At 66.6% G+C, this 18,366-nt stretch carries 18 protein-coding genes; 8 read left to right on the top strand and 10 right to left on the bottom strand.

Features of this window, described 5'->3' with window-relative positions; translation table 11 throughout:
- Window positions 1-48: 48 nt before the first annotated feature.
- The 7 genes from radA to rpsF all read right to left on the bottom strand — a co-directional run bounded on the left by radA (window position 49) and on the right by rpsF (window position 6,670).
- Window positions 49-1,473, bottom strand: coding sequence for a DNA repair protein RadA (gene radA / locus BLM15_RS07175; protein WP_126111701.1), 1,425 nt, complete (start codon window positions 1,471-1,473; stop codon window positions 49-51).
- Between the two features lie 7 nt (window positions 1,474-1,480).
- Window positions 1,481-2,611, bottom strand: a complete 1,131-nt coding sequence (gene alr, locus BLM15_RS07170) for an alanine racemase (RefSeq protein ID WP_126111699.1) — start codon at window positions 2,609-2,611, stop codon at window positions 1,481-1,483.
- Complete coding sequence (locus BLM15_RS07165) at window positions 2,608-4,101, bottom strand: replicative DNA helicase (RefSeq protein WP_126111697.1); 1,494 nt, start codon at window positions 4,099-4,101, stop codon at window positions 2,608-2,610. The genes alr and BLM15_RS07165 overlap by 4 nt, the downstream gene beginning before the upstream one ends.
- A gap of 152 nt (window positions 4,102-4,253) precedes the next feature.
- Window positions 4,254-4,820 (bottom strand): 50S ribosomal protein L9, encoded by a 567-nt coding sequence (rplI, locus tag BLM15_RS07160; RefSeq protein WP_126111695.1) that lies wholly within the window; start codon window positions 4,818-4,820, stop codon window positions 4,254-4,256.
- 51 nt (window positions 4,821-4,871) lie between these two features.
- Window positions 4,872-5,816 (bottom strand): YybS family protein, encoded by a 945-nt coding sequence (locus tag BLM15_RS07155; protein WP_126111693.1) that lies wholly within the window; start codon window positions 5,814-5,816, stop codon window positions 4,872-4,874.
- Between the two features lie 147 nt (window positions 5,817-5,963).
- Window positions 5,964-6,209 carry a 30S ribosomal protein S18 gene (gene rpsR, locus BLM15_RS07150; protein ID WP_038367644.1) on the bottom strand — a complete coding sequence of 82 codons (246 nt, stop codon included), beginning with the start codon at window positions 6,207-6,209 and terminating at the stop codon, window positions 5,964-5,966.
- 2 nt (window positions 6,210-6,211) lie between these two features.
- A complete protein-coding gene (rpsF, locus tag BLM15_RS07145) occupies window positions 6,212-6,670 on the bottom strand; it encodes a 30S ribosomal protein S6 (protein ID WP_126111691.1) in 459 nt (152 codons plus the stop codon).
- A gap of 346 nt (window positions 6,671-7,016) precedes the next feature.
- On the opposite strand from rpsF, the gene fabD reads away from it, so the two are divergent.
- The 5 genes from fabD to mltG all read left to right on the top strand — a co-directional run bounded on the left by fabD (window position 7,017) and on the right by mltG (window position 12,082).
- The gene (gene fabD / locus BLM15_RS07140) at window positions 7,017-7,961 is read left to right on the top strand and encodes an ACP S-malonyltransferase (RefSeq protein ID WP_126111689.1); all 945 of its coding nucleotides are present in this window, start codon (window positions 7,017-7,019) and stop codon (window positions 7,959-7,961) included.
- A gap of 31 nt (window positions 7,962-7,992) precedes the next feature.
- Window positions 7,993-8,730 carry a 3-oxoacyl-[acyl-carrier-protein] reductase gene (fabG, locus tag BLM15_RS07135; protein WP_126111687.1) on the top strand — a complete coding sequence of 246 codons (738 nt, stop codon included), beginning with the start codon at window positions 7,993-7,995 and terminating at the stop codon, window positions 8,728-8,730.
- Window positions 8,731-8,986: 256 nt separating this feature from the next.
- A complete protein-coding gene (locus BLM15_RS07130; protein WP_043236751.1) occupies window positions 8,987-9,220 on the top strand; it encodes an acyl carrier protein in 234 nt (77 codons plus the stop codon).
- Window positions 9,221-9,275: 55 nt separating this feature from the next.
- On the top strand, window positions 9,276-10,541 hold the full coding sequence (gene fabF / locus BLM15_RS07125; protein ID WP_126111685.1) for a beta-ketoacyl-ACP synthase II: 1,266 nt from the start codon (window positions 9,276-9,278) through the stop codon (window positions 10,539-10,541).
- Window positions 10,542-10,675: 134 nt separating this feature from the next.
- Window positions 10,676-12,082: an endolytic transglycosylase MltG gene (mltG, locus tag BLM15_RS07120; protein ID WP_126111683.1), complete on the top strand. Its 1,407-nt coding sequence runs from the start codon at window positions 10,676-10,678 to the stop codon at window positions 12,080-12,082.
- 27 nt (window positions 12,083-12,109) lie between these two features.
- Here the strand turns inward: mltG and BLM15_RS07115 are convergent, their stop codons facing one another.
- Window positions 12,110-13,309 (bottom strand): MFS transporter, encoded by a 1,200-nt coding sequence (locus BLM15_RS07115; RefSeq protein WP_164547422.1) that lies wholly within the window; start codon window positions 13,307-13,309, stop codon window positions 12,110-12,112.
- Between BLM15_RS07115 and pdxR the strand changes: the two genes are divergently transcribed.
- From pdxR to gmk, 3 genes are all read left to right on the top strand, one after another.
- A complete protein-coding gene (gene pdxR / locus BLM15_RS07110) occupies window positions 13,308-14,834 on the top strand; it encodes a MocR-like pyridoxine biosynthesis transcription factor PdxR (protein ID WP_236846597.1) in 1,527 nt (508 codons plus the stop codon). The two genes, BLM15_RS07115 and pdxR, sit on opposite strands and share 2 nt — an antisense overlap.
- A 108-nt stretch (window positions 14,835-14,942) precedes the next feature.
- Window positions 14,943-15,824, top strand: coding sequence for a YicC/YloC family endoribonuclease (locus BLM15_RS07105; RefSeq protein ID WP_126116096.1), 882 nt, complete (start codon window positions 14,943-14,945; stop codon window positions 15,822-15,824).
- The gene (gene gmk, locus BLM15_RS07100) at window positions 15,824-16,477 is read left to right on the top strand and encodes a guanylate kinase (protein ID WP_442859434.1); all 654 of its coding nucleotides are present in this window, start codon (window positions 15,824-15,826) and stop codon (window positions 16,475-16,477) included. Before BLM15_RS07105 ends, gmk begins: the two co-directional genes overlap by 1 nt.
- On the opposite strand, the gene rsmA is transcribed toward gmk, so the two are convergent.
- Together rsmA and pdxA are read right to left on the bottom strand one after the other, a co-directional pair.
- Window positions 16,478-17,338, bottom strand: coding sequence for a 16S rRNA (adenine(1518)-N(6)/adenine(1519)-N(6))-dimethyltransferase RsmA (rsmA, locus tag BLM15_RS07095; protein ID WP_126111677.1), 861 nt, complete (start codon window positions 17,336-17,338; stop codon window positions 16,478-16,480).
- On the bottom strand, window positions 17,335-18,354 hold the full coding sequence (gene pdxA, locus BLM15_RS07090; RefSeq protein WP_126111675.1) for a 4-hydroxythreonine-4-phosphate dehydrogenase PdxA: 1,020 nt from the start codon (window positions 18,352-18,354) through the stop codon (window positions 17,335-17,337). Before pdxA ends, rsmA begins: the two co-directional genes overlap by 4 nt.
- Window positions 18,355-18,366: the final 12 nt, after the last annotated feature.

Raw genomic sequence — 18,366 nt, 5'->3', positions numbered from 1 at the left:
TTCAGTCTGATCGGTGAATCCGTCTCTCCCTTGAGAATCGAGACCATTTTATCGATCACCCTGCGCCGCAGGCTGGCGGGAACGGGCTCGAGGCGCGCTCGCCGCAATCTCCGCTACGAGCTCACCGACATGGCTCAGCCGCCGCAATCTCAAGCCGTTGCCGTCGCCGATATCGGCTCCGGCGGAAGGCAGCACCGCGCTTTCGAAACCGAGCTTCGCCGCTTCGCGCAGCCGGGCCGCAGCGACCGAAACCGGCCGGATCGCGCCCGAGAGTGCGATCTCGCCGAAATGGACCGCGCCCGAGGGCAGGATCGCTCCGGTCAGCGAGGAGATCAGCGCCGCAGCCACCGCGAGGTCCGCTGCCGGCTCGCCGACGCGCAGGCCGCCTGCGACATTGAGATAGACGTCATGCTGGCCGAGCTTCAGCCCGCCATGCGTTTCCAGCACCGCCAGCACCATGGCAAGGCGGCTGTTCTCCCAGCCGACCACGGCGCGGCGCGGCGTCCCGAGCGCGCTCGGCGCCACCAGCGCCTGGATTTCGACCAGCACCGGCCGCGTGCCCTCAATGCTGGCGAGCACGGCTGCGCCCGGCGCATCTTGGTCCCGGCCGGCGAGAAAAAGGGCAGAAGGGTTACCCACTTCGGAGAGACCGGCGCCGGTCATCTCGAAGACGCCGATCTCGTCGGTCGCGCCGAAGCGGTTCTTCTGGCCACGCAGGATGCGGAAGGCGTGCGTGCCTTCGCCTTCGAAGGACAGCACTGCGTCGACCATGTGCTCGACGACGCGCGGCCCGGCGATCTGGCCATCCTTGGTGACATGGCCGACCAGGATCAGGCAGGCGCCCGAGGTCTTGGCATAGCGAATCAGCGCCTGCGCCGAGCCGCGCACCTGCGTCACCGTGCCAGGCGCGCTCTCGACCTCTGACGACCACATGGTCTGGATCGAATCGATCACCACGAGGGCAGGGCGCTCGCCTTGCCCAAGCGTTGCGATGATGTCCTCGATATTGGTCTCGGCCGCGAGATCGACCGGCGCCTCGGCGAGACCCATGCGCTGGGCCCTGAGCCGGACCTGGCCGGTCGATTCCTCGCCCGAGACATAGACGACGCGCCGGCCGGTCAGGGCCATGGCGGCGCAGGCCTGCATCAGCAGCGTCGACTTGCCGATGCCGGGATCGCCGCCGATCAGGAGGACCGAGCCCGGCACGAAGCCGCCGCCGGTGACGCGATCGAGCTCGCCGATGCCGGAGACGATGCGGGGTGCATCCTGCGTCTCGCCCTTCAGGCTCTCCAGCGCGAAGATGCGGCCACGCGCCCGTCCGCCCGAGGATAACCGGCCGCCACCGGGGACCGGCGCAGCTTGCGCCTCCTCCGACAGCGACGACCAGGTTCCGCAGGCGTCGCATTTGCCCTGCCAGCGATGATAGACCGCGCCGCAGGCCTGGCAGGTATAGGTCGGGCCGCGCTTGGCCATTTAAAGCCTAGAGCCCGACATAGCGCCGCGCGTGGCGGCGGCCGAGGCTGGTCAGAATCTCGTAGCCGATCGTCTTGGCGCCGGCACCAACCGCTTCGAGGTCGAGCTCGCCGCCGATCAGCGTTACAGGTGCACCGCGCACGGCTGCGTCGGCCGGCGCATCGGAGATGTCGACGATGATCAGGTCCATCGAGACCGTGCCGACGAAGGGGCAGCGCACGCCGCCGACCAGCGCCGAGCCGCCCTGCGAGTGGTCGGTCCAGCTGCCATTGCGCGGATAGCCGTCGGCGTAGCCGAGGCAGATGGTGGCGAGCTTGCTCCGGCCCTTCGCTGTCCAGGTGCCGTTATAGCCAACCTGCATCCCGGCTTGGACCTCGCGCAGCTGGATGATCCGGGCCTCTAGCCCGACGACTGGCCGCATCGGGTTCGGCTTTCCGGGGGTCGGATTGCCGCCATAGAGCGCATAGCCCGGCCGGGTGAGCTGATAGGAGGGACAGTTCGGCAGGAAATGGCCGGAGGAATTCAGCAGTGATGCCGGCACGCCGGGGAAGGCCGCGGCGATTTCGGCGAAGGCAGCGATCTGCCGGGCATTGGCCGGATCGTCGACCACCTCGGAGGAGGCAAAATGGCTCATCAGCAGCCCGATCCCGGCTGCGGCGATGACCCCGCTCTTCTCGCGCGCCAGGTCGAGCCCTTCGCCTGGCCAAAGCCCGAGGCGGTTCATGGCGGTGTCGACATGCAGCGCCGCCGGCCTGACCTTGGCGCCTCTCTGCCGGAAGCCGGCCCATTCGAGCAGTTCCTCATGCGAGCCCAGCACCGGCGAAAGATCGTGCTCGGCGAAAGTGCCGCCGCTCTCCGGTGCGAGGCCGTTGAGCACGTAGATCGTCGCGTCCGGGGCGACGGCGCGGGCGCGCACCGCTTCCGAGAGATGCGCGACGAAGAAGGTTTTGCAGCCGGCTTTGGTGAGCGCGGTGACAGCCGGTTCGATGCCGATGCCGTAGGCATTGGCCTTGACCACGGCGGACGCTTCCGTCCCGGCGCGCTGGCGGAGCATGCGCCAATTGGCGGCGAGCGCGTCAAGATCGATGGTCAGCAGCGCGCCATAGCCGGCGTTTTCAGGAGTATCGAAGGAGTTCATTCGAGACGTTCCGGTAGATGGCTCTGGTCAGCCCTGTCGGAGAAGCGCGTCACGTCGGCGTCGAACTGCAAGGCGACGGTTCCGGTCGGGCCGTGGCGCTGCTTGCCGATGATGAGTTCGGCGAGCCCATGGGCTGCCTCCATTTCGATCTGCCACTTGTTGTGCTCGTCGGTGCCCGGCCGGGGCTCCTTCCCCTTGAGATAATACTCCTCGCGATAGACGAACATGACCACGTCGGCGTCCTGCTCGATCGAGCCGGATTCACGCAGGTCCGAGAGCTGCGGGCGCTTGTCGTCGCGACTCTCGACCTGTCGCGAGAGCTGTGAGAGCGCGACGATCGGGACGTTGAGCTCCTTGGCCAGCGCCTTCAGGCTGGTGGTGATCTCGGTCAGCTCCTGCACGCGGTTCTGGCCATTCTTCGAAGAGCCGGAGAGCAGTTGCAGGTAGTCGATGAACAGGATGTCGAGCCCCTTCTGGCGCTGCAGCCTTCGGGCGCGGGCGACGAGCTGGGCGATCGAGATGCCGCCGGTCTGGTCGATATAGAGCGGCAGCTTCTCGATCTGGGCAGCGACGTCGGTCAGTCGGGCGAAATCGCCCTCGGTGATGCGGCCCTGTCTGATCTTGTAGGAGGAGATGCCCGATTGCTCGGCCACAATACGGGTGGCGAGCTGATCGGCCGACATTTCGAGCGAGAAGAAACCGACGATGGCGCCGTCGACCGATTTGAGCGTGCCATCCTCCTGGCGCTCGCCGCGCCAGGCCTTGGCCATGTTGAAGGCGATGTTGGTGGCGAGCGAGGTCTTGCCCATGGCCGGGCGGCCGGCGAGCACGATCAGGTCGGAGCGCTGCAGGCCGCCCATGCGCTGGTCGAGATCGCGCAGGCCTGACGAGATGCCCGAGAGACCGCCGGCGCGCTGGAAGGCGCTGGCCGCCATGTCGATGGCGAGCCGGAGCGCTCCGTCGAATTTCTGGAAACCGCCCTCATAGCGGCCTTTCTCGGCGAGCGCATAGAGCTTGCGTTCGGCATCCTCGATCTGCTCGCGCGGAGCCATCTCGACCGGCGCATCATAGGCGACGTTGACCAGCTCCTCGCCGACGCCGATCAGCTGGCGGCGGATGGCGAGATCGTAGACCGTGCGGCCATAGTCGCCGGCGTTGATGACAGTCGTCGCCTCGGCCGCAAGCCGCGCCAGGTACTGGGGCGCCGTGACGCCGCCGAGATCGATCTCGCCGATGAAGGTCTTGAGTGTGATCGGCGTCGCGATCTTGCCGGCGCGGATCAGGCTCGCCGTCATCTCGAAGATGCGCCGATGCAGCTCCTCGAAGAAATGGTCGGGCAGCAGGAAGTCCGAGACGCGGTAGAACGCGTCGTTGTTGACCAGGATCGCGCCCAGCAGTGCCTGCTCCGCCTCGATGTTGTGAGGCTGGACACGGAAGTTCGCCTCGCGACTGGCGTCGAGGCGGGTGACGAGGGCGGTGGCGCTGGACATGGTTTTGGATAGGTCAACGCCCGTGAGTCATGAACCTGAACAAAATAAGAACATTCTCAATAGCACTGACTCAACCCCGCTGTCCACAGCGCATGAAAAAGGGCGCCGTGTTGCCACGGCGCCCGTTGACTCGGGTAAGCGTCTGGAAGTGCTCAGCGGTCGTCGTTGTCGCCGGCCTCGGCCAGCGCCGCACCGACCTCGAGGCCGAGATCGTCCAGATCGAACTCTTCGCGGGCCGTGACGTTCTCGCCGGCAGCCTGGCGCTCGGCTTCCTGGGCGGAGCGGGCGACGTTCACAGTGACGGTGACCGAGACCTCCGGATGCAGCACGACCGGGAGGGTATGCAGGCCGAGCGTCTTGATCGGGGTGTTGAGCGTGACCTGGTTGCGGTCGACCGAGAAGCCTGCAGCGCTCAGCGCCTCGGCGATGTCGCGGGTCGAGACCGAGCCGTAGAGCACACCGGATTCGCCGGACTGGCGCAGGATCACCACCGACTGGCCGTTCAGGCTCTCGGCGACCGAATCGGCCTCGCGCTTCAGCTCGAGGTTGCGGGTCTCGAGCTGGGCACGCTGGGTCTCGAAGCGCTTCTTGTTTTCTTCGGTGGCGCGCAGGGCCTTGCCGCGGGCGAGCAGGAAATTGCGGGCATAGCCGTCGCGGACGCGCACGGTCTCACCCATCTGGCCGAGCTTGGCGACGCGTTCGAGCAGGATCACTTCCATGGGTCTTCTCCTTCAAAGTTCGTAATCGAGGATCTTGGGCAGGCGTGGGTTTCAGGCAGCAGGCGACGCTGGCGGTTTCCGCCGGCGAAGGTCGATCAGCGCATCGGCGATGCCGAACAGCGCAAGGAACGGGAAGACGGTGACCAGCATGATCACCAGCGCGAGATAGAGCGCGAACAGGGTCGGCGACCGCCAGGCCTTGCCGCGGCTGAGATCGTGCACGGCGGCGAGCCCGGTGAGCCCGAAGGCGGCGATCAGCGCCCCAGCCAAAGCCGCTCCGGCGAGCCCGACAAAGCCGCCGGCGAAGCTCAGCAGAATCCCGCCGACGAGCCCGGCCACGGCCACGGCCGGCAGGCGTGTCGAGGGAATGAAAGGCCAGGGCCGAGGCAGCCGGCCGGAGAGCTGTACGGCTTTCGCCGCCAGCCAGAGATTGGCGACGATCATCGGCACGAAGGAAGCGCCGGCAGCGACCGGGACAAGGAGGGCGAGCTGTGCCGCGAGCTCCCCGGGATCGACGCCGGGCGGCAAGCGCACGACCGGGCTGATGCCCTCGCCGCCGCTGAACAGGAGCTGCAGCCCATGGGTCATCACGCGACGATAGGTCTCGAAGTCGGTTGAAATGGCGAGTGCGCCGCCGACCGTCACCAGCGTCGCGACGGCGGCGATCCAGACGAGCAGGCGCCCGAGCGGATACCATTCGCTCGCACCCGTTTCGTCGGTGCGTGCCAGCAAAGCGAGATAGGCGATCCACCAGGCCGGCAGCGCCGCGCCGACCGCGAAGGCGAGGCCGAGCGAGAGCTTCAGCACGACTGTGACGGCAAGCGTGCCGGCGGCGACCGCGACCAGCCCGGCGCGATGGTTCCAGCCGAGCGCCGCGATGAAGACCGGGAGCGGCGCGACATAGGACAACAGCAACGCCAGCGGCGATCCGGTGATCACCACTGTGAACAAAAGGGCTGAGACCAGCCCGGCGCCGATGCCGACGATAGGGAGCATATCCGTCCTGCTGTCCCGCTGCTCAAAAGGGCAGGGTGAGAGGCTCTTGCCTCAACATACCAGACGGGGTTTCACCGCCTGGCGACCAAGTCATGTCAAATCGAAGACCCGGCGGCGCAGGACGCCGCCGGGAAAACTCTCACCCGCTCAGCGGATGACGTAGGGCAGCAGGCCAAGGAAGCGGGCGCGCTTGATCGCCTGGGCGAGCTCACGCTGCTTCTTGGCCGAGACGGCCGTGATGCGCGACGGCACGATCTTGCCGCGCTCGGAGATGTAACGCGAAAGCAGGCGCACATCCTTGTAGTCGATCTTCGGCGCGCCCTCGCCCGAGAACGGGCAGGACTTGCGGCGGCGGAAGAAGGGGCGGCGGGCGCCGGCGGATGCAGTCGACATGCTCAGGCCTCCCCAGCGGTGGTTTCGGTGGTCGCTTCGTCTTCACGACGCGGGCGCTCGCGGCGCGGGCCGCGGTCACGGTCGAAACGGTCGCCGCCGCCGGGGCCGCGGTCGAAGCGATCGCTGCGCTCGTCGCGGTCGCGCTTCTGCAGCATGACCGACTGACCTTCCTCGAGTTCCTCGACGCGGATGGTCATGAAGCGCAGCACGTCCTCGTTGATGCGCATCTGGCGCTCCATCTCGGCCACGGCGGCCGCGGGAGCGTTGATGTTCAGGAGCGAGTAGTGCGCCTTGCGGTTCTTCTTGATGCGATAGCCAAGCGACTTCACACCCCAGTACTCGACCTTGGGGATGGAACCGCCATTCGCCTCGATGATGCCCTTGAACTGCTCGACAAGGGCCTCGACCTGCTGCGCGCTGACATCTTGCCGCGCGAGCAGAACGTGCTCGTACAATGCCATAAGTGGCCTTTCTTCGTTCACCGGTTTCGTTCGACGCGGAGCCCTCCGAGCCCTGGATAAAGGCCCGACAGGATTTCTTCGAAGGCGGAGACACGGGACGGCGGCCCTCGAAGAACGAGGAGCCTGCGAAACGCTTCTTGGAGAATCGCTTCGCCGTCCGTTCAGCCTCCGGCCGAACAAACCGAGGCGGTCGTTACATCGTGGCGGCGTGCCATGCAAGCCGAAAACATCGGAAAACGTCGATGCAAGTCGACTTTCGTCGCGTAAACGCCTTGACTTGGCCGGCTGCACGGTGCGAGTGCGCCCAATCTTGTTAACCAAGCATCATTTTCGGGACCATTGCGGCATGGCGACGGCTTTCATCTTTCCAGGGCAGGGTTCGCAGGCGGTCGGCATGGGCAAGGCACTCGCTGAAGCCTTCCCGGTCGCGCGCGCCGTCTTCGACGAAGTCGACGCCGCGCTCTCGCAGAAGCTTTCCACCCTGATGTGGGAAGGCCCGGCCGAGGAGCTGACCCTGACCGCCAACGCACAGCCCGCCCTTATGACGGTCAGTCTCGCCGCCATCCGCGTGCTCGAGGCTGAAGCCGGGCTCTCTCTCAAGAACGATGCCGCCTTCGTTGCCGGCCATTCGCTCGGCGAATATTCGGCGCTGGCCGCGGCTGGTACCTTCTCGATTGGCGATGCCGCCCGGCTGCTTCGCATCCGCGGCGACGCCATGCAGAAGGCTGTGCCGGCTGGTGAGGGTGCGATGGCGGCACTACTCGGTGTGGAGCTCGACCAGGCCCGTGCCATCGCTGCCGATGCCGCCGAGGGTCAAGTTTGCCAGGTGGCCAATGATAATGGTGGCGGCCAAGTCGTGCTCTCGGGCGCCAAGGCGGCGATCGAACGGGCTATCGCGCTCGCTGGCGAGCGCGGCGTGCGTCGTGCCATGCTCCTGCCGGTCTCCGCGCCCTTCCATTGCGCCTTGATGCAGCCGGCTGCCGAAGCGATGCAGGCGGCGCTGGCCGAGGTTTCAATGTTGGCGCCGGTCGTGCCCGTTATGGCCAATGTCGGCGCCGCCCCGCTGAGTGATCCGGCTGCGATCCGTGCTTCGCTGGTGGCGCAGGTCACTGGTACGGTGCGCTGGCGCGAATGCGTCGAGGCGATGGCAGCTGCCGGCGTGACCCAATTCTACGAGGTCGGCTCCGGCAAGGTGCTCGCCGGTCTGGTCAAGCGCATCGCGGCGGGAGCTACGGCGGCGTCGATCGGTTCGCCGGACGACATCGCGGCTTACAAGGCCCAAAAGGGCTGAACGGCGCCAGAGCCGGGACAAGGGAGGCACTATGCTCGATCTGACGGGAAAGAGGGCGCTGGTCACTGGCGCCACCGGCGGTCTCGGCGGCGCCATCGCGCGCCGGCTTCATGCCCAGGGCGCGACCGTCGCCCTGTCCGGTACGCGGGTCGAGGCGCTGGAGGCGCTGGCGAAGGAACTGGGCGAGCGGGCCGAAATCACGCCTTGTGATCTGTCCAATCGCGACTCGGTCGAGGCGCTGGTGCCGGCGGCCGAAGCCAAGCTCGGCGGGCTCGACATCCTCGTCAACAATGCCGGCGTGACCCGCGACAACCTCTTCATGCGCCTCAAGGACGAGGACTGGGACTTCGTGCTCGCCGTCAACCTCACCGCGGCCTTCCGGCTCTCGCGTGCGGCCGTGAAGAGCATGATGCGCCGACGCTATGGCCGCATCGTCTCGATCGGCTCCGTTGTGGGCACGAGCGGTAATCCGGGACAAGGCAACTACGCCGCCTCCAAGGCCGGCCTGATCGGCATGTCGAAGTCGCTGGCGGCGGAGGTGGCGAGCCGCAACATCACCGTCAACGTCGTCGCACCTGGCTTCATCGAGTCGCCGATGACAGAAGTGCTGAATGAGAAGCAGCGCGAGGGCATTCTTTCCGACGTTCCGATGGGGCGGCTCGGGCAGGGAGCGGACATTGCCGCTGCTGTCGCGTATCTCGCCAGCGAGGAAGCCGGTTACGTCACCGGGCAGACCCTGCACGTCAACGGCGGAATGGCAATGATCTGAGCCTGTTAGGCTGGTCTTTTCACTCGTCTAAAGGTATGGACTGCGCTCTCGTCAGCCTATTACGAGTATGTTAATGACCCAGCCGGCCAAGCGCCGATCGGCACTCTTGGGACTTGACGCCGGCCCGGTTGTTGCGTTTGTGCAGCCATGAACTCCCGGCGCGGTCCGCCACCAGGCGAAGGTCCGAGCCGGGAAATCAGTTTTCACCCACGCGTCGCTGTCAGCGGTGTGTTTTCGAGGTTTGAGGGAAAGACCCATGAGCGATGTCGCCGAGCGCGTGAAGAAGATCGTGATCGAGCATCTCGGCGTTGAGCCGGAGAAGGTGGTCGAGGGCGCCAATTTCATTGAGGACCTCGGTGCGGACAGCCTCGACACCGTCGAGCTGGTCATGGCGTTCGAGGAAGAGTTCGGCGTCGAGATTCCCGATGACGCGGCCGAGACGATCGTGACCGTCGGCGACGCGGTCAAGTTCCTGTCGAAGTCGGCCTGACAAGGCCATGGTCCCGGCGCGCTTCGGCGCGCCGAGGCTGAATCGAGGAAGACCGATGCGACGTGTCGTCGTCACCGGACTAGGCATGGTGACCCCGCTTGCTTGCGGGGTTGAGCCGAGCTGGTCACGCATTCTGGCTGGTGAAAGCGGCGCCCGCCCGATCACCACCTTCGACGTGTCCGATCTGCCAGCGCAGATCGCCTGCACTGTTCCGCGCGGCGACGGCTCGAACGGCACCTTCAATCCCGACGACTGGATGGAGCCGAAGGAGCAGCGCAAGGTCGATGATTTCATCATCTTCGCCATGGCCGCGGCGACGCAGGCGCTGCGGGATTCCGGTTGGAAGCCCGAGAGCTACGAGGACCAGATCGCGACCGGCGTAGCCATCGGCTCCGGTATTGGCGGGCTGGGCGGTATCTATGAGGCCTCGCTGCTGCTGAAGGAGCGCGGCCCGCGCCGGCTCTCACCCTTCTTCATCCCCGGCCGCCTCAGTAATCTGGCCGCCGGCTATGTCTCGATCGAACATGGTCTGAAGGGGCCGAACCACGCGGTCGTCACCGCCTGTTCGACCGGCGCCCATGCCATTGGCGATGCGGCCCGTATGGTCGCGCTCGGCGATGCCGAGGTCATGCTGGCCGGCGGCGCCGAATCCGCAGTCAACCGTATCGGTATCGCCGGCTTCTGCGCTTGCCGTGCCCTGTCTACCGGTTTCAATGAGACGCCGGAGAAGGCGTCGCGCCCCTATGACAAGGATCGCGACGGCTTCGTCATGGGCGAGGGCGCTGGCGTCGTGGTGCTCGAGGAACTCGATCACGCCAAGGCGCGCGGCGCGCGAATCTATGCCGAGGTCGTCGGCTACGGCATGTCGGGCGATGCCTATCACATCACCTCGCCCTCCGAGGATGGCGACGGCGCCTATCGCTGCATGCAGGCGGCGCTGAAGCGGGCCGGTCTGCGCGCCTCGGATCTCGACTACATCAACGCCCACGGCACCTCGACCCAGGTCGGTGACGAGATCGAGCTGCGCGCCGTCGAGCGCCTGCTCGCCAACGCTCCGAATCGACCGGCCATGTCCTCGACCAAATCGGCGACCGGCCATCTGCTCGGTGCCGCCGGGGCGATCGAGGCGATCTTCTCGATCTTGGCCATCCGCGATCAGGTCGTGCCGCCGACGATCAATCTCGACAATCCGTCCGTCGAGACCGAGCTCGATCTGGTGCCGCACAAGGCGAAGAAGCGGAAGGTCGACATCGCTCTGTCGAACTCGTTCGGTTTCGGCGGGACCAACGCCTCGCTGGTGATGCGCCGCTTCGTCGACTGACGAGAAGCGCGCTTTCGCCACAATTTTCGCTAGCCTGTCGCCGCCGTCGTGCCAGTATGCCGCCGGCATAGCCACTAGATCGGATCGACGCCGGCACTGCCGGTCGCGATGTCAGGGAATCGGGCGAAAGCATCATGAGTCAGCCGCCTCGCGTCGCGCCGAGGAGTCCAAACGAGGCGTTGAAGCCTGTCGCGCCGCCGGCCCCGCCGCCGAAGGCGCGCAAGCGGCGGCGTTCGCCCTTTATCGCCCTGCTCAGCGGGCTGTTCACGACGGCTCTCATCCTCGCCGGCGCTGTCGGCGGCGGCATTGTCTATCTCGACGGCCGCAGCAAGGCGCCGGGGCCGCTTGCCACTGATCGCGTGCTGATCATCCCGAAGGAGCACGGGGTGACGGAGATCGCCGATCTGCTGCAGCGCGAGGGCATGATCGAGCACCCTTGGGCCTTCAAGGTCGCGGCGTACACCTCTGGCAAGGCCGCCAGCCTCAAGGCCGGCGAATACCTCTTCAAGGCACGCGCCAGCCAAAGGGATATTCTCGACGTCATCGCCGAGGGCAAGGCGGTCGAGCATTCGATCACCATCCCCGAGGGGCTGACGAGCGAGCAGATCATTGCCCGCCTGCAGCAGAACGATATGCTCACCGGCGACGTCATCCAGGTCCCGCGCGAGGGCCAGATCCTGCCCGACACCTACAAGTTCCAGCGCGGCTCGACACGCCAGGCCATCGTCAATCGGATGACGCGAGACCAGACCCGCGTCCTCAACGAAGTCTGGGCCAAGCGTCCGGCGGACCTGCCGATCAAGACGCCGGCGGAGCTGGTGATCCTCGCCTCGATCGTCGAGAAGGAGACCGGACGCGCCGACGAACGGCCACGCGTCGCCGGCGTCTTCATCAACCGGATGAACCGCAAGATGAAGCTGCAATCCGACCCGACGATCGTTTACGGCCTCGTCGGCGGCAAGGGCACGCTCGGACGCGGCATCACGCGCCCCGAGATCACCCAGGCGACACCCTACAACACCTATGTGATCGAAGGCCTGCCACCAGGACCGATCGCCAATCCGGGGCGCGCGGCTCTCGAGGCGGTGGTCAACCATTCGCGGACCAAGGACCTCTACTTCGTCGCGGATGGCAGCGGCGGACATGCCTTCGCCGAGAGCCTTGAGCAGCACAACCGCAACGTCGCGCGCTGGCGCCAGGTCGAGTCGGCTCGCCGTGAGGCCGGCCGGCCGCCCACCGATGGCGGTGTCGACCGCGCCGAGCCGCCGCCGGCTCCCGATCAGCGCACCGAAGCTCCGGCTGCGGCGCGGGCAGACGGTCAGGCCGCGACGGCGCCCGATCAGGCTCAGCCGGAGAGCTTCCCGGTTCCGGGCAACCGCCGTGCGGCGGCTGGCCAGCCGGTACAGGCTGGCGCGTCAGCGGGGCCGGCCGGGACGCGGGCCCGCGCCTTCGACGCTTCCGAAGGCACCACCCGGGATCCGCTGCTGAACAAGACCTTCGACCTCAACAGCCCCAAGCAGGTGCCGCCGCTGAAGCCTTGATGCGCCTCAGGACGATGCGCGCGAACATCAGGCGCGTGGAGCGTTCAGAACCGCAGCGCTGCTCGCGCGGGACCGATTTCGCGCCAAGGCGAGAGCAAGTTCGGCCAGGGCACAAACGAGGACGACCACGAGGAAGGCCTGTGTGCCCCAATGGACGATCAGCCAGCCGCCGATCGCCGGGAAGCCGAAAATCCCGATAAAGTATGACACCACGAACCATGTCAGAGCGCCGGTGCGGTGAGCTTCCGGCGCATCGTTGACGACCTGCGTCTGAATGACGGTATAGACCAGCCCGTAGCCGAGCCCCAGCAGGATGCCGCTGACGACTTGCACCGACGCGCCATAGCCGATGGCGAAGTAGACCAGGACGCCGGCCGACATCAGGATCAGCAACAGGACTGACATCCGATTGCCATCGGCGCGGTTGATGGCGGGCGCGAGCGTAAAGCGCGCGACCACCACCACGGCTGCATAGGTGGTGAAATACAGACTGGCATCGAGGCCGCTACCGCGCGCCAGCGAGCTTTGAAACGTCAGCATGCCGGTGAAGACACAAGCCCCAATTCCGACCATGAGAATTGGATAGATCGCCCTGGTGCCCGCCAAGGGAACGATCGAGGTAACCCAGTTCCTTGGCGCGCCTGTGCTGCCTGGATGGGGCTGGGCTGGCCGAGGCGTCGTCAGTTCGAACGCCCATAGGCAGGCCGCGGCGCAGACGCAGCCGAACGCGAGCAGGCGAAAGAGCGAGGCTGTCGACAAGCCGAGAGTGTCGACGAGAAACAACGCCAATGCCGGGCCGCCGCCGATGCCGGCCATCTGAAACGCGCCGAAGCGCGTGAACCAGAAGCCGCGATCGAGATCGCTCACCCGTTCCGAAACGGCCATAGGGGCGGCCAGATAAAACATGCCCCAGCCGCAGCCGACCATGAAGCCGGCGATCACGATGGTATTGGAGAGCGAGGCGACACCGGCCAGGAGCAGATATCCGGCGGTGACCAGAACGGCCCCGATTGCGGCGAGGCGGGCGCCGCCGAAGCGGGCGCCGACCCATCCGATCAGGGGCACGCCGATAAAGGTGCCGACCATCGCGCCCGCCAGAACCTTGCCAGTCTCGATCTCGCTGCCGCCGAGGCTGCGAAAATGCTCCGTCAGCAGGAACGTCGCGCCATAGCCTGTTGCGGTCAGCAATGCGCCGACAAACAACAAGCTCACACCAATTCCACGCATGATCGTTGAGCCTCCCAAGTCACCTTCTTTGACTTCTGAGGCGTCGCATGCCGAAGTGGTCGCTGATAGGCCCACTTTGAAGAAAGAAATGGCAACCACTTTGCCACGGCGAACGCTCGACTTGCCGATCGCATTGGATCCGGGCATCCCCAATCAGGCATCGCGGGTTCACTCCGCGCTGCGGGTGGCGATCGTCGACGGTTATCTGAGCCCGGGTCTGAAGCTGCCATCCAGCAGGGCGTTGGCCGAGCAATTGGACGTGCCGCGCAATGCCGTTGTCGCGGCTTACGAGCATCTCCTCAGCGACGAGCTGGCAGAGGCTCGGCGAGGCTCCGGTACTTATGTGGCTGCGGATCTGCCGGCGGCGCAGTCAGCCGCGGCTCCTGTCCGGCTCGACGTCGAAACCCTTCCGAGCCGCGCCTTCGCCCTGGGGCGGACCCATGTCGACGGTCGCCTCCTGCGCCAACTCGGCGCGGGCGTTCGCCGTCATATCGTCGCTGCGAACCCTGATCAGCTCGGCTATGGCGATCCACGCGGCAGCCTGACGCTTCGAACAGAGATCGCCCGACACCTCGCAGCAAACCGGGGCATTCGTTGCGATCCAGGCTGCATCATGATCACCAGTGGCACGCAACAGGGCTTGCGCCTCTGTGCTGAAGCCCTGCTTTCATCTGGCGATGAGATCTGGCTGGAGGAGCCGGGCTATTACGCGGCCCATGGCACCTTGCGAGCCGCCAAGATGCACTTGATCCCGGTGCCCGTCGATGGCGACGGCATCAGGGTCGACGAGGGCCGAAAGCGCGCTCCATCGGCACGGGCCGCCTATGTCACTCCCTCGCATCAGTTTCCGACCGGCATCACCATGAGCATGGCGCGGCGGGTAGCGCTGCTGGATTGGGCGAATGCGGCGCAGGCCTGGATCATCGAGGATGATTACGACAGCGAGTTTCGCTATGCCGGGCCGCCTCTCACGGCGCTGGCCGGTCTTGGCGGCGAGCGGGTGATCTATAGCGGCACCTTCTCGAAAACGCTGTTTCCCTCCTTGCGCCTTGCCTATCTCGTCCTGCCTCCGGCCGTTGCCGAACGGGTGATGAGGGCCAGGAGTGCCGCTGATCGATTTCCGCCCGGCTTCTTGTCGGACGCTGTGGCCGAGCTCATGTCCAGCGGCGCGTTTGCTGCGCACCTCCGGCGTGCCCGCCTGCGCTATCGTCAAGCTCGCGATACCGTCGCATCGGTCCTGGTGGAGGCGGGCCGTGGCCGGCTGCGCGTCGTCGTTCCGCCGCAGGGCCTGCATCTGGTTGCCTATCTCCCTGCCGGCCTTCCCGTCGATGCCGGCGCCCGCATTCGCGCGATGGCGGCGGTCGAGACAAGATTGCTGTCCGAGGCCAGCCTCTCCCCGGGCGGTACGGAGGGTTTCATCCTCGGCTTCTCAGGGCATGACAGTCGCGATTTGATCGCAGCTGCCAGGCGGCTCGGCGAGGCAGCCGACGCGTATATGGCGGGACGAGGCGTGCCTGCCTGCTGATCGAGGGTACGGAGGCATTCTGTTCCCAGATTTGCTGTGGCGGCAGCTTGCGACAGGCGCAGCGCCTCTCTACGGTCCCGCCGCATTCCAGAAGGGGTTATGAGCGATATGGCGATCGAGAGCATGACGGGGTTCGCCCGGGTGGCCGGGACCATCGACATGCATGCCTGGGCCTGGGAGGTCCGCAGCGTCAACGGCCGGGGGCTCGATGTCCGCGTCCGTGCCCCGACCGGTTTTGAGAGCTTCTCCGAAGCGGCGCGCAAGCAGTTCTCGGCCGCCTTCGCACGCGGCACCTTGCATGTCAGCCTCGCCATCACCAGCGAAGCTGCTGCTGCGCGTCCGCGCATCAACCAGGAGGCGCTCGCCGCCCTGATCGAGGCCGCGAGTCAGGTAAAATTGCCCGCTAGTATCGCCCCGGCGACGCTTGATGGTCTGCTCGCGATCCGCGGCGTGGTCGAGGTTTCCGAGGAGGGCGGCGATACGCTCAGCGACCTCGAAAAGCCGGTGCTCGCTGCATTGGAGGGGACGATCGCGGCGCTGAAGCAGGCGAGGCTCGCCGAGGGGCGGGCGCTCGAGGCGATCCTCGTCGGCCATCTCGACACCATCGCCCGCCTGACGGTCGAAGCCGAGAATCACCCGGCTCGCAGTGTCGAGGCGGTCCGCACGCGACTCGCGACCCAGGTCGCTGCGTTGATGGAGACCGGCAAGGCCTTCGAGCCGCAGCGCCTGCATCAGGAAGCTGCGCTGCTGGCGGTCAAGGCCGATATCCGCGAGGAGGTCGATCGGCTTCACGCCCATGTTGCGGCGCTCCGCGAACTGCTCGCCCAGGGCGGGCCGATCGGCCGCAAGCTCGATTTCCTGGCACAGGAGTTCGGCCGGGAAGCCTCGACGCTCTGCGCCAAGGCTGGCGATCCCGGCCTGTCGCGGATCGGCCTCGAATTGCGCACGACCGTCGACCAGCTGCGCGAGCAGGTCCAGAACGTGGAGTAATGGCGATGGCCGATCCTACCCGCCCGGCCCGTCGCGGCCTGATGCTGATCCTGTCGTCGCCGTCCGGCGCCGGCAAGTCGACGCTGACCCGGACCTTGTCGCAAAAGGAAACCAATCTCGACCTTTCGATCTCGGTCACGACGCGCGGGAAACGCCCCTCCGAGATCGACGGTGTCCATTATCGCTTCATCGAGCGCGATGCCTTCGACCTGCTGCGCCAACGCGACGAGATGCTGGAATCGGCCGAAGTCCATGGCAATGGCTACGGCACGCCGCGCAAGCCCGTCGAAGAGGCGTTGAAGGCCGGCCGCGATGTGCTGTTCGACATCGACTACCAGGGCACGCAGCAGATCCTCGAGAAGGCGCGCGAGGACGTCGTCGCGATTTTCATCCTGCCACCTTCCATGGCCGAGCTGCGCTCGCGGCTGGTCCGGCGCGCCGAGGATGCGCCGGAGGTGATCGCGCGCCGGCTCGACAATGCGCGCGACGAGATCGCACGCTGGAGCGTTTACGACTACGTCATCGTCAATGACGATCTCGGCGCCGCCTATGAATCGGTTCGTTCGATCCTGGCGGCCGAGCGGTTGAAGCGCAGCCGCGCGGTCGGCATGGCGGACTTCGTCGAGACCCTGCTAGCCGAGAAGGTCGGCTGATCAGCGCTGCGCCGCCGATGCCAGCGCGTTGGCGAGGGCGACGAAGCCGCTGACCGAGACCTCCTCCGCCCGCATGGTCGGTGAGAGTCCGGCGGTTTCGATCATTGCCGCTGGATCGGCGAGCACGGCCTTGAGACTTTGGCGCAGCATCTTCCGCCTCTGGCCGAACGCAGCGAGCGTGACCCGTTCGAGCAGCCGCCGATCGCATAGTTCAGGATGCTGCCTCGGCACCAGCTGGACGATCGAGGATGTGATCTTTGGCTGCGGCACGAAGGCGGTCTTCGGCACGTCGAACAGGATCTTCCTCTCGCAACGCCAGTTGGCGAGCACGGCGAGCCGGCCGTAAGCCGCGCGCTGCTCTGGCGTCGCGACGATGCGCTCGGCCACCTCACGCTGGAACATCAGCGTCAGCGAGGTCCACCAGGGCGGCCAGGGCTCGGCGCTGAGCCAGCCCACCAGCAGAGGCGTGCCGATATTATAGGGCAGGTTGGCGACGATCCGGGCCTGGTTGCCGCCGAGCAGGCCGGAGAGGTCGACGGCGAGTGCGTCGCCATCGACGACCTCGAGCCGACCTGGATAATGGGCGCCGATCTCGGCCAGTGCCGGCATGCAGCGTCTGTCGCGCTCGATGGCGATGACCCGGCCTGCGCCATTGGCCAGCAAGGCGCGGGTGAGTCCCCCGGGACCAGGACCGATCTCGACGATGGTCTGGCCGTCCAGCGGTCCAGCGGACCGCGCGATCCGGCCGGTCAGATTGAGGTCGAACAGAAAGTTCTGGCCGAGCGCCTTCTGCGCCATCAGACCGTGGCGCTCCACGACCTCGCGCAGCGGCGGCAACCCGTCCGGGGAGGTGGCGCTCATGTGGTTGCCTTGCTCTCGGCGGCAGCCATGCGGGCTGCGAGCTTCAGCGCCGCGCACAGGCTGTCCGGCCGGGCGATGCCCTTGCCGGCGATGTCGAACGCCGTGCCGTGGTCCGGCGAGGTCCGAATGAAGGGCAGACCGAGCGTGACGTTGACGCCCTCGTCGAAGGCGATGGTCTTGATCGGGATCAATGCCTGGTCGTGATACATGCCGAGCGCGACGTCGTAGCCGGTACGGGCCCGGGCATGGAACAGCGTGTCGGCTGGATAGGGGCCGCTTGCATCGATGCCGAGCCCTCGCAGTTGCTCGACTGCCGGCGCGATCACCGCCGCATCCTCCCTGCCGAGCGCGCCGCCTTCGCCCGCATGTGGGTTGAGCCCGCACAATGCCAGCCTCGGCCGCAAGACACCGAAGCGGCGTTCGAGGTCGGCTGCCGCGATCCGGCCGGTCTCGACGATCAGCTCCGTCGTCAGCTGCCCCGGCACCGCCTCCAGCGGAATATGGATGGTGACCGGAATGACGGCGAGCCCTTCCGACCAGATCATCATCACCGGCCGCGGCACCGTGTCCCGGCCACGGCCCGCCAGCTCCGCCAGAAATTCGGTATGGCCGGGATGCTGGAAGCCGGCGGCATAGAGCACGCTCTTGGCGATGGGGTTGGTGACGAGCGCCGCGGCTCGCCCGGCCTCGACGGCCTCGACGCCGCGCTCGATCGCTTCGATCACACCGCCTGCGTTGGCCGGATCGGGAGATCCGGATCGCGCTGGCGAGCGATTGTCGAGCTCGATCACGGGCAAGGCGGTCGCGAAGCAGGCTTCGGCTTCATCCCAGCCGACATTGCGCAACTGCACATCGAGGCCGAGCCGCTGCACCAGCCCGGCGAGCATGTCGGAATTGCCCAGATAAGCGAAGGGCGGAATGGAGCGCACCGCACGCTGCCTCCAGGCGGCGAGAGCCAACTCCGGGCCGATCCCGGCGGGATCGCCCTGAGTCAGAGCCAGAAGACGCCGGCTCAAGCGCGATCCCTT

Source organism: Bosea sp. Tri-49 (assembly GCF_003952665.1).
GTDB lineage: Bacteria > Pseudomonadota > Alphaproteobacteria > Rhizobiales > Beijerinckiaceae > Allobosea.
This window is presented reverse-complemented; position numbering and strand designations above follow the sequence as displayed.

Bases quoted from the DNA above. Each gene is read 5' to 3' on its own strand.
- fabF (WP_126111685.1), top strand. From the start codon at position 9,276: ATGCGACGTGTCGTCGTCACCGGACTAGGCATGGTGACCCCGCTTGCT.
- fabG (WP_126111687.1), top strand. From the start codon at position 7,993: ATGCTCGATCTGACGGGAAAGAGGGCGCTGGTCACTGGCGCCACCGGC.
- pdxR (WP_236846597.1), top strand. From the start codon at position 13,308: ATGATCGTTGAGCCTCCCAAGTCACCTTCTTTGACTTCTGAGGCGTCG.
- BLM15_RS07105 (WP_126116096.1), top strand. From the start codon at position 14,943: ATGGCGATCGAGAGCATGACGGGGTTCGCCCGGGTGGCCGGGACCATC.
- rpsF (WP_126111691.1), bottom strand. From the start codon at position 6,670: ATGGCATTGTACGAGCACGTTCTGCTCGCGCGGCAAGATGTCAGCGCG.
- rpsR (WP_038367644.1), bottom strand. From the start codon at position 6,209: ATGTCGACTGCATCCGCCGGCGCCCGCCGCCCCTTCTTCCGCCGCCGC.
- BLM15_RS07130 (WP_043236751.1), top strand. From the start codon at position 8,987: ATGAGCGATGTCGCCGAGCGCGTGAAGAAGATCGTGATCGAGCATCTC.
- BLM15_RS07155 (WP_126111693.1), bottom strand. From the start codon at position 5,816: ATGCTCCCTATCGTCGGCATCGGCGCCGGGCTGGTCTCAGCCCTTTTG.
- gmk (WP_442859434.1), top strand. From the start codon at position 15,824: ATGGCGATGGCCGATCCTACCCGCCCGGCCCGTCGCGGCCTGATGCTG.
- fabD (WP_126111689.1), top strand. From the start codon at position 7,017: ATGGCGACGGCTTTCATCTTTCCAGGGCAGGGTTCGCAGGCGGTCGGC.
- alr (WP_126111699.1), bottom strand. From the start codon at position 2,611: ATGAACTCCTTCGATACTCCTGAAAACGCCGGCTATGGCGCGCTGCTG.
- radA (WP_126111701.1), bottom strand. From the start codon at position 1,473: ATGGCCAAGCGCGGCCCGACCTATACCTGCCAGGCCTGCGGCGCGGTC.
- BLM15_RS07115 (WP_164547422.1), bottom strand. From the start codon at position 13,309: ATGCGTGGAATTGGTGTGAGCTTGTTGTTTGTCGGCGCATTGCTGACC.
- rplI (WP_126111695.1), bottom strand. From the start codon at position 4,820: ATGGAAGTGATCCTGCTCGAACGCGTCGCCAAGCTCGGCCAGATGGGT.
- rsmA (WP_126111677.1), bottom strand. From the start codon at position 17,338: ATGAGCGCCACCTCCCCGGACGGGTTGCCGCCGCTGCGCGAGGTCGTG.
- BLM15_RS07165 (WP_126111697.1), bottom strand. From the start codon at position 4,101: ATGTCCAGCGCCACCGCCCTCGTCACCCGCCTCGACGCCAGTCGCGAG.
- mltG (WP_126111683.1), top strand. From the start codon at position 10,676: ATGAGTCAGCCGCCTCGCGTCGCGCCGAGGAGTCCAAACGAGGCGTTG.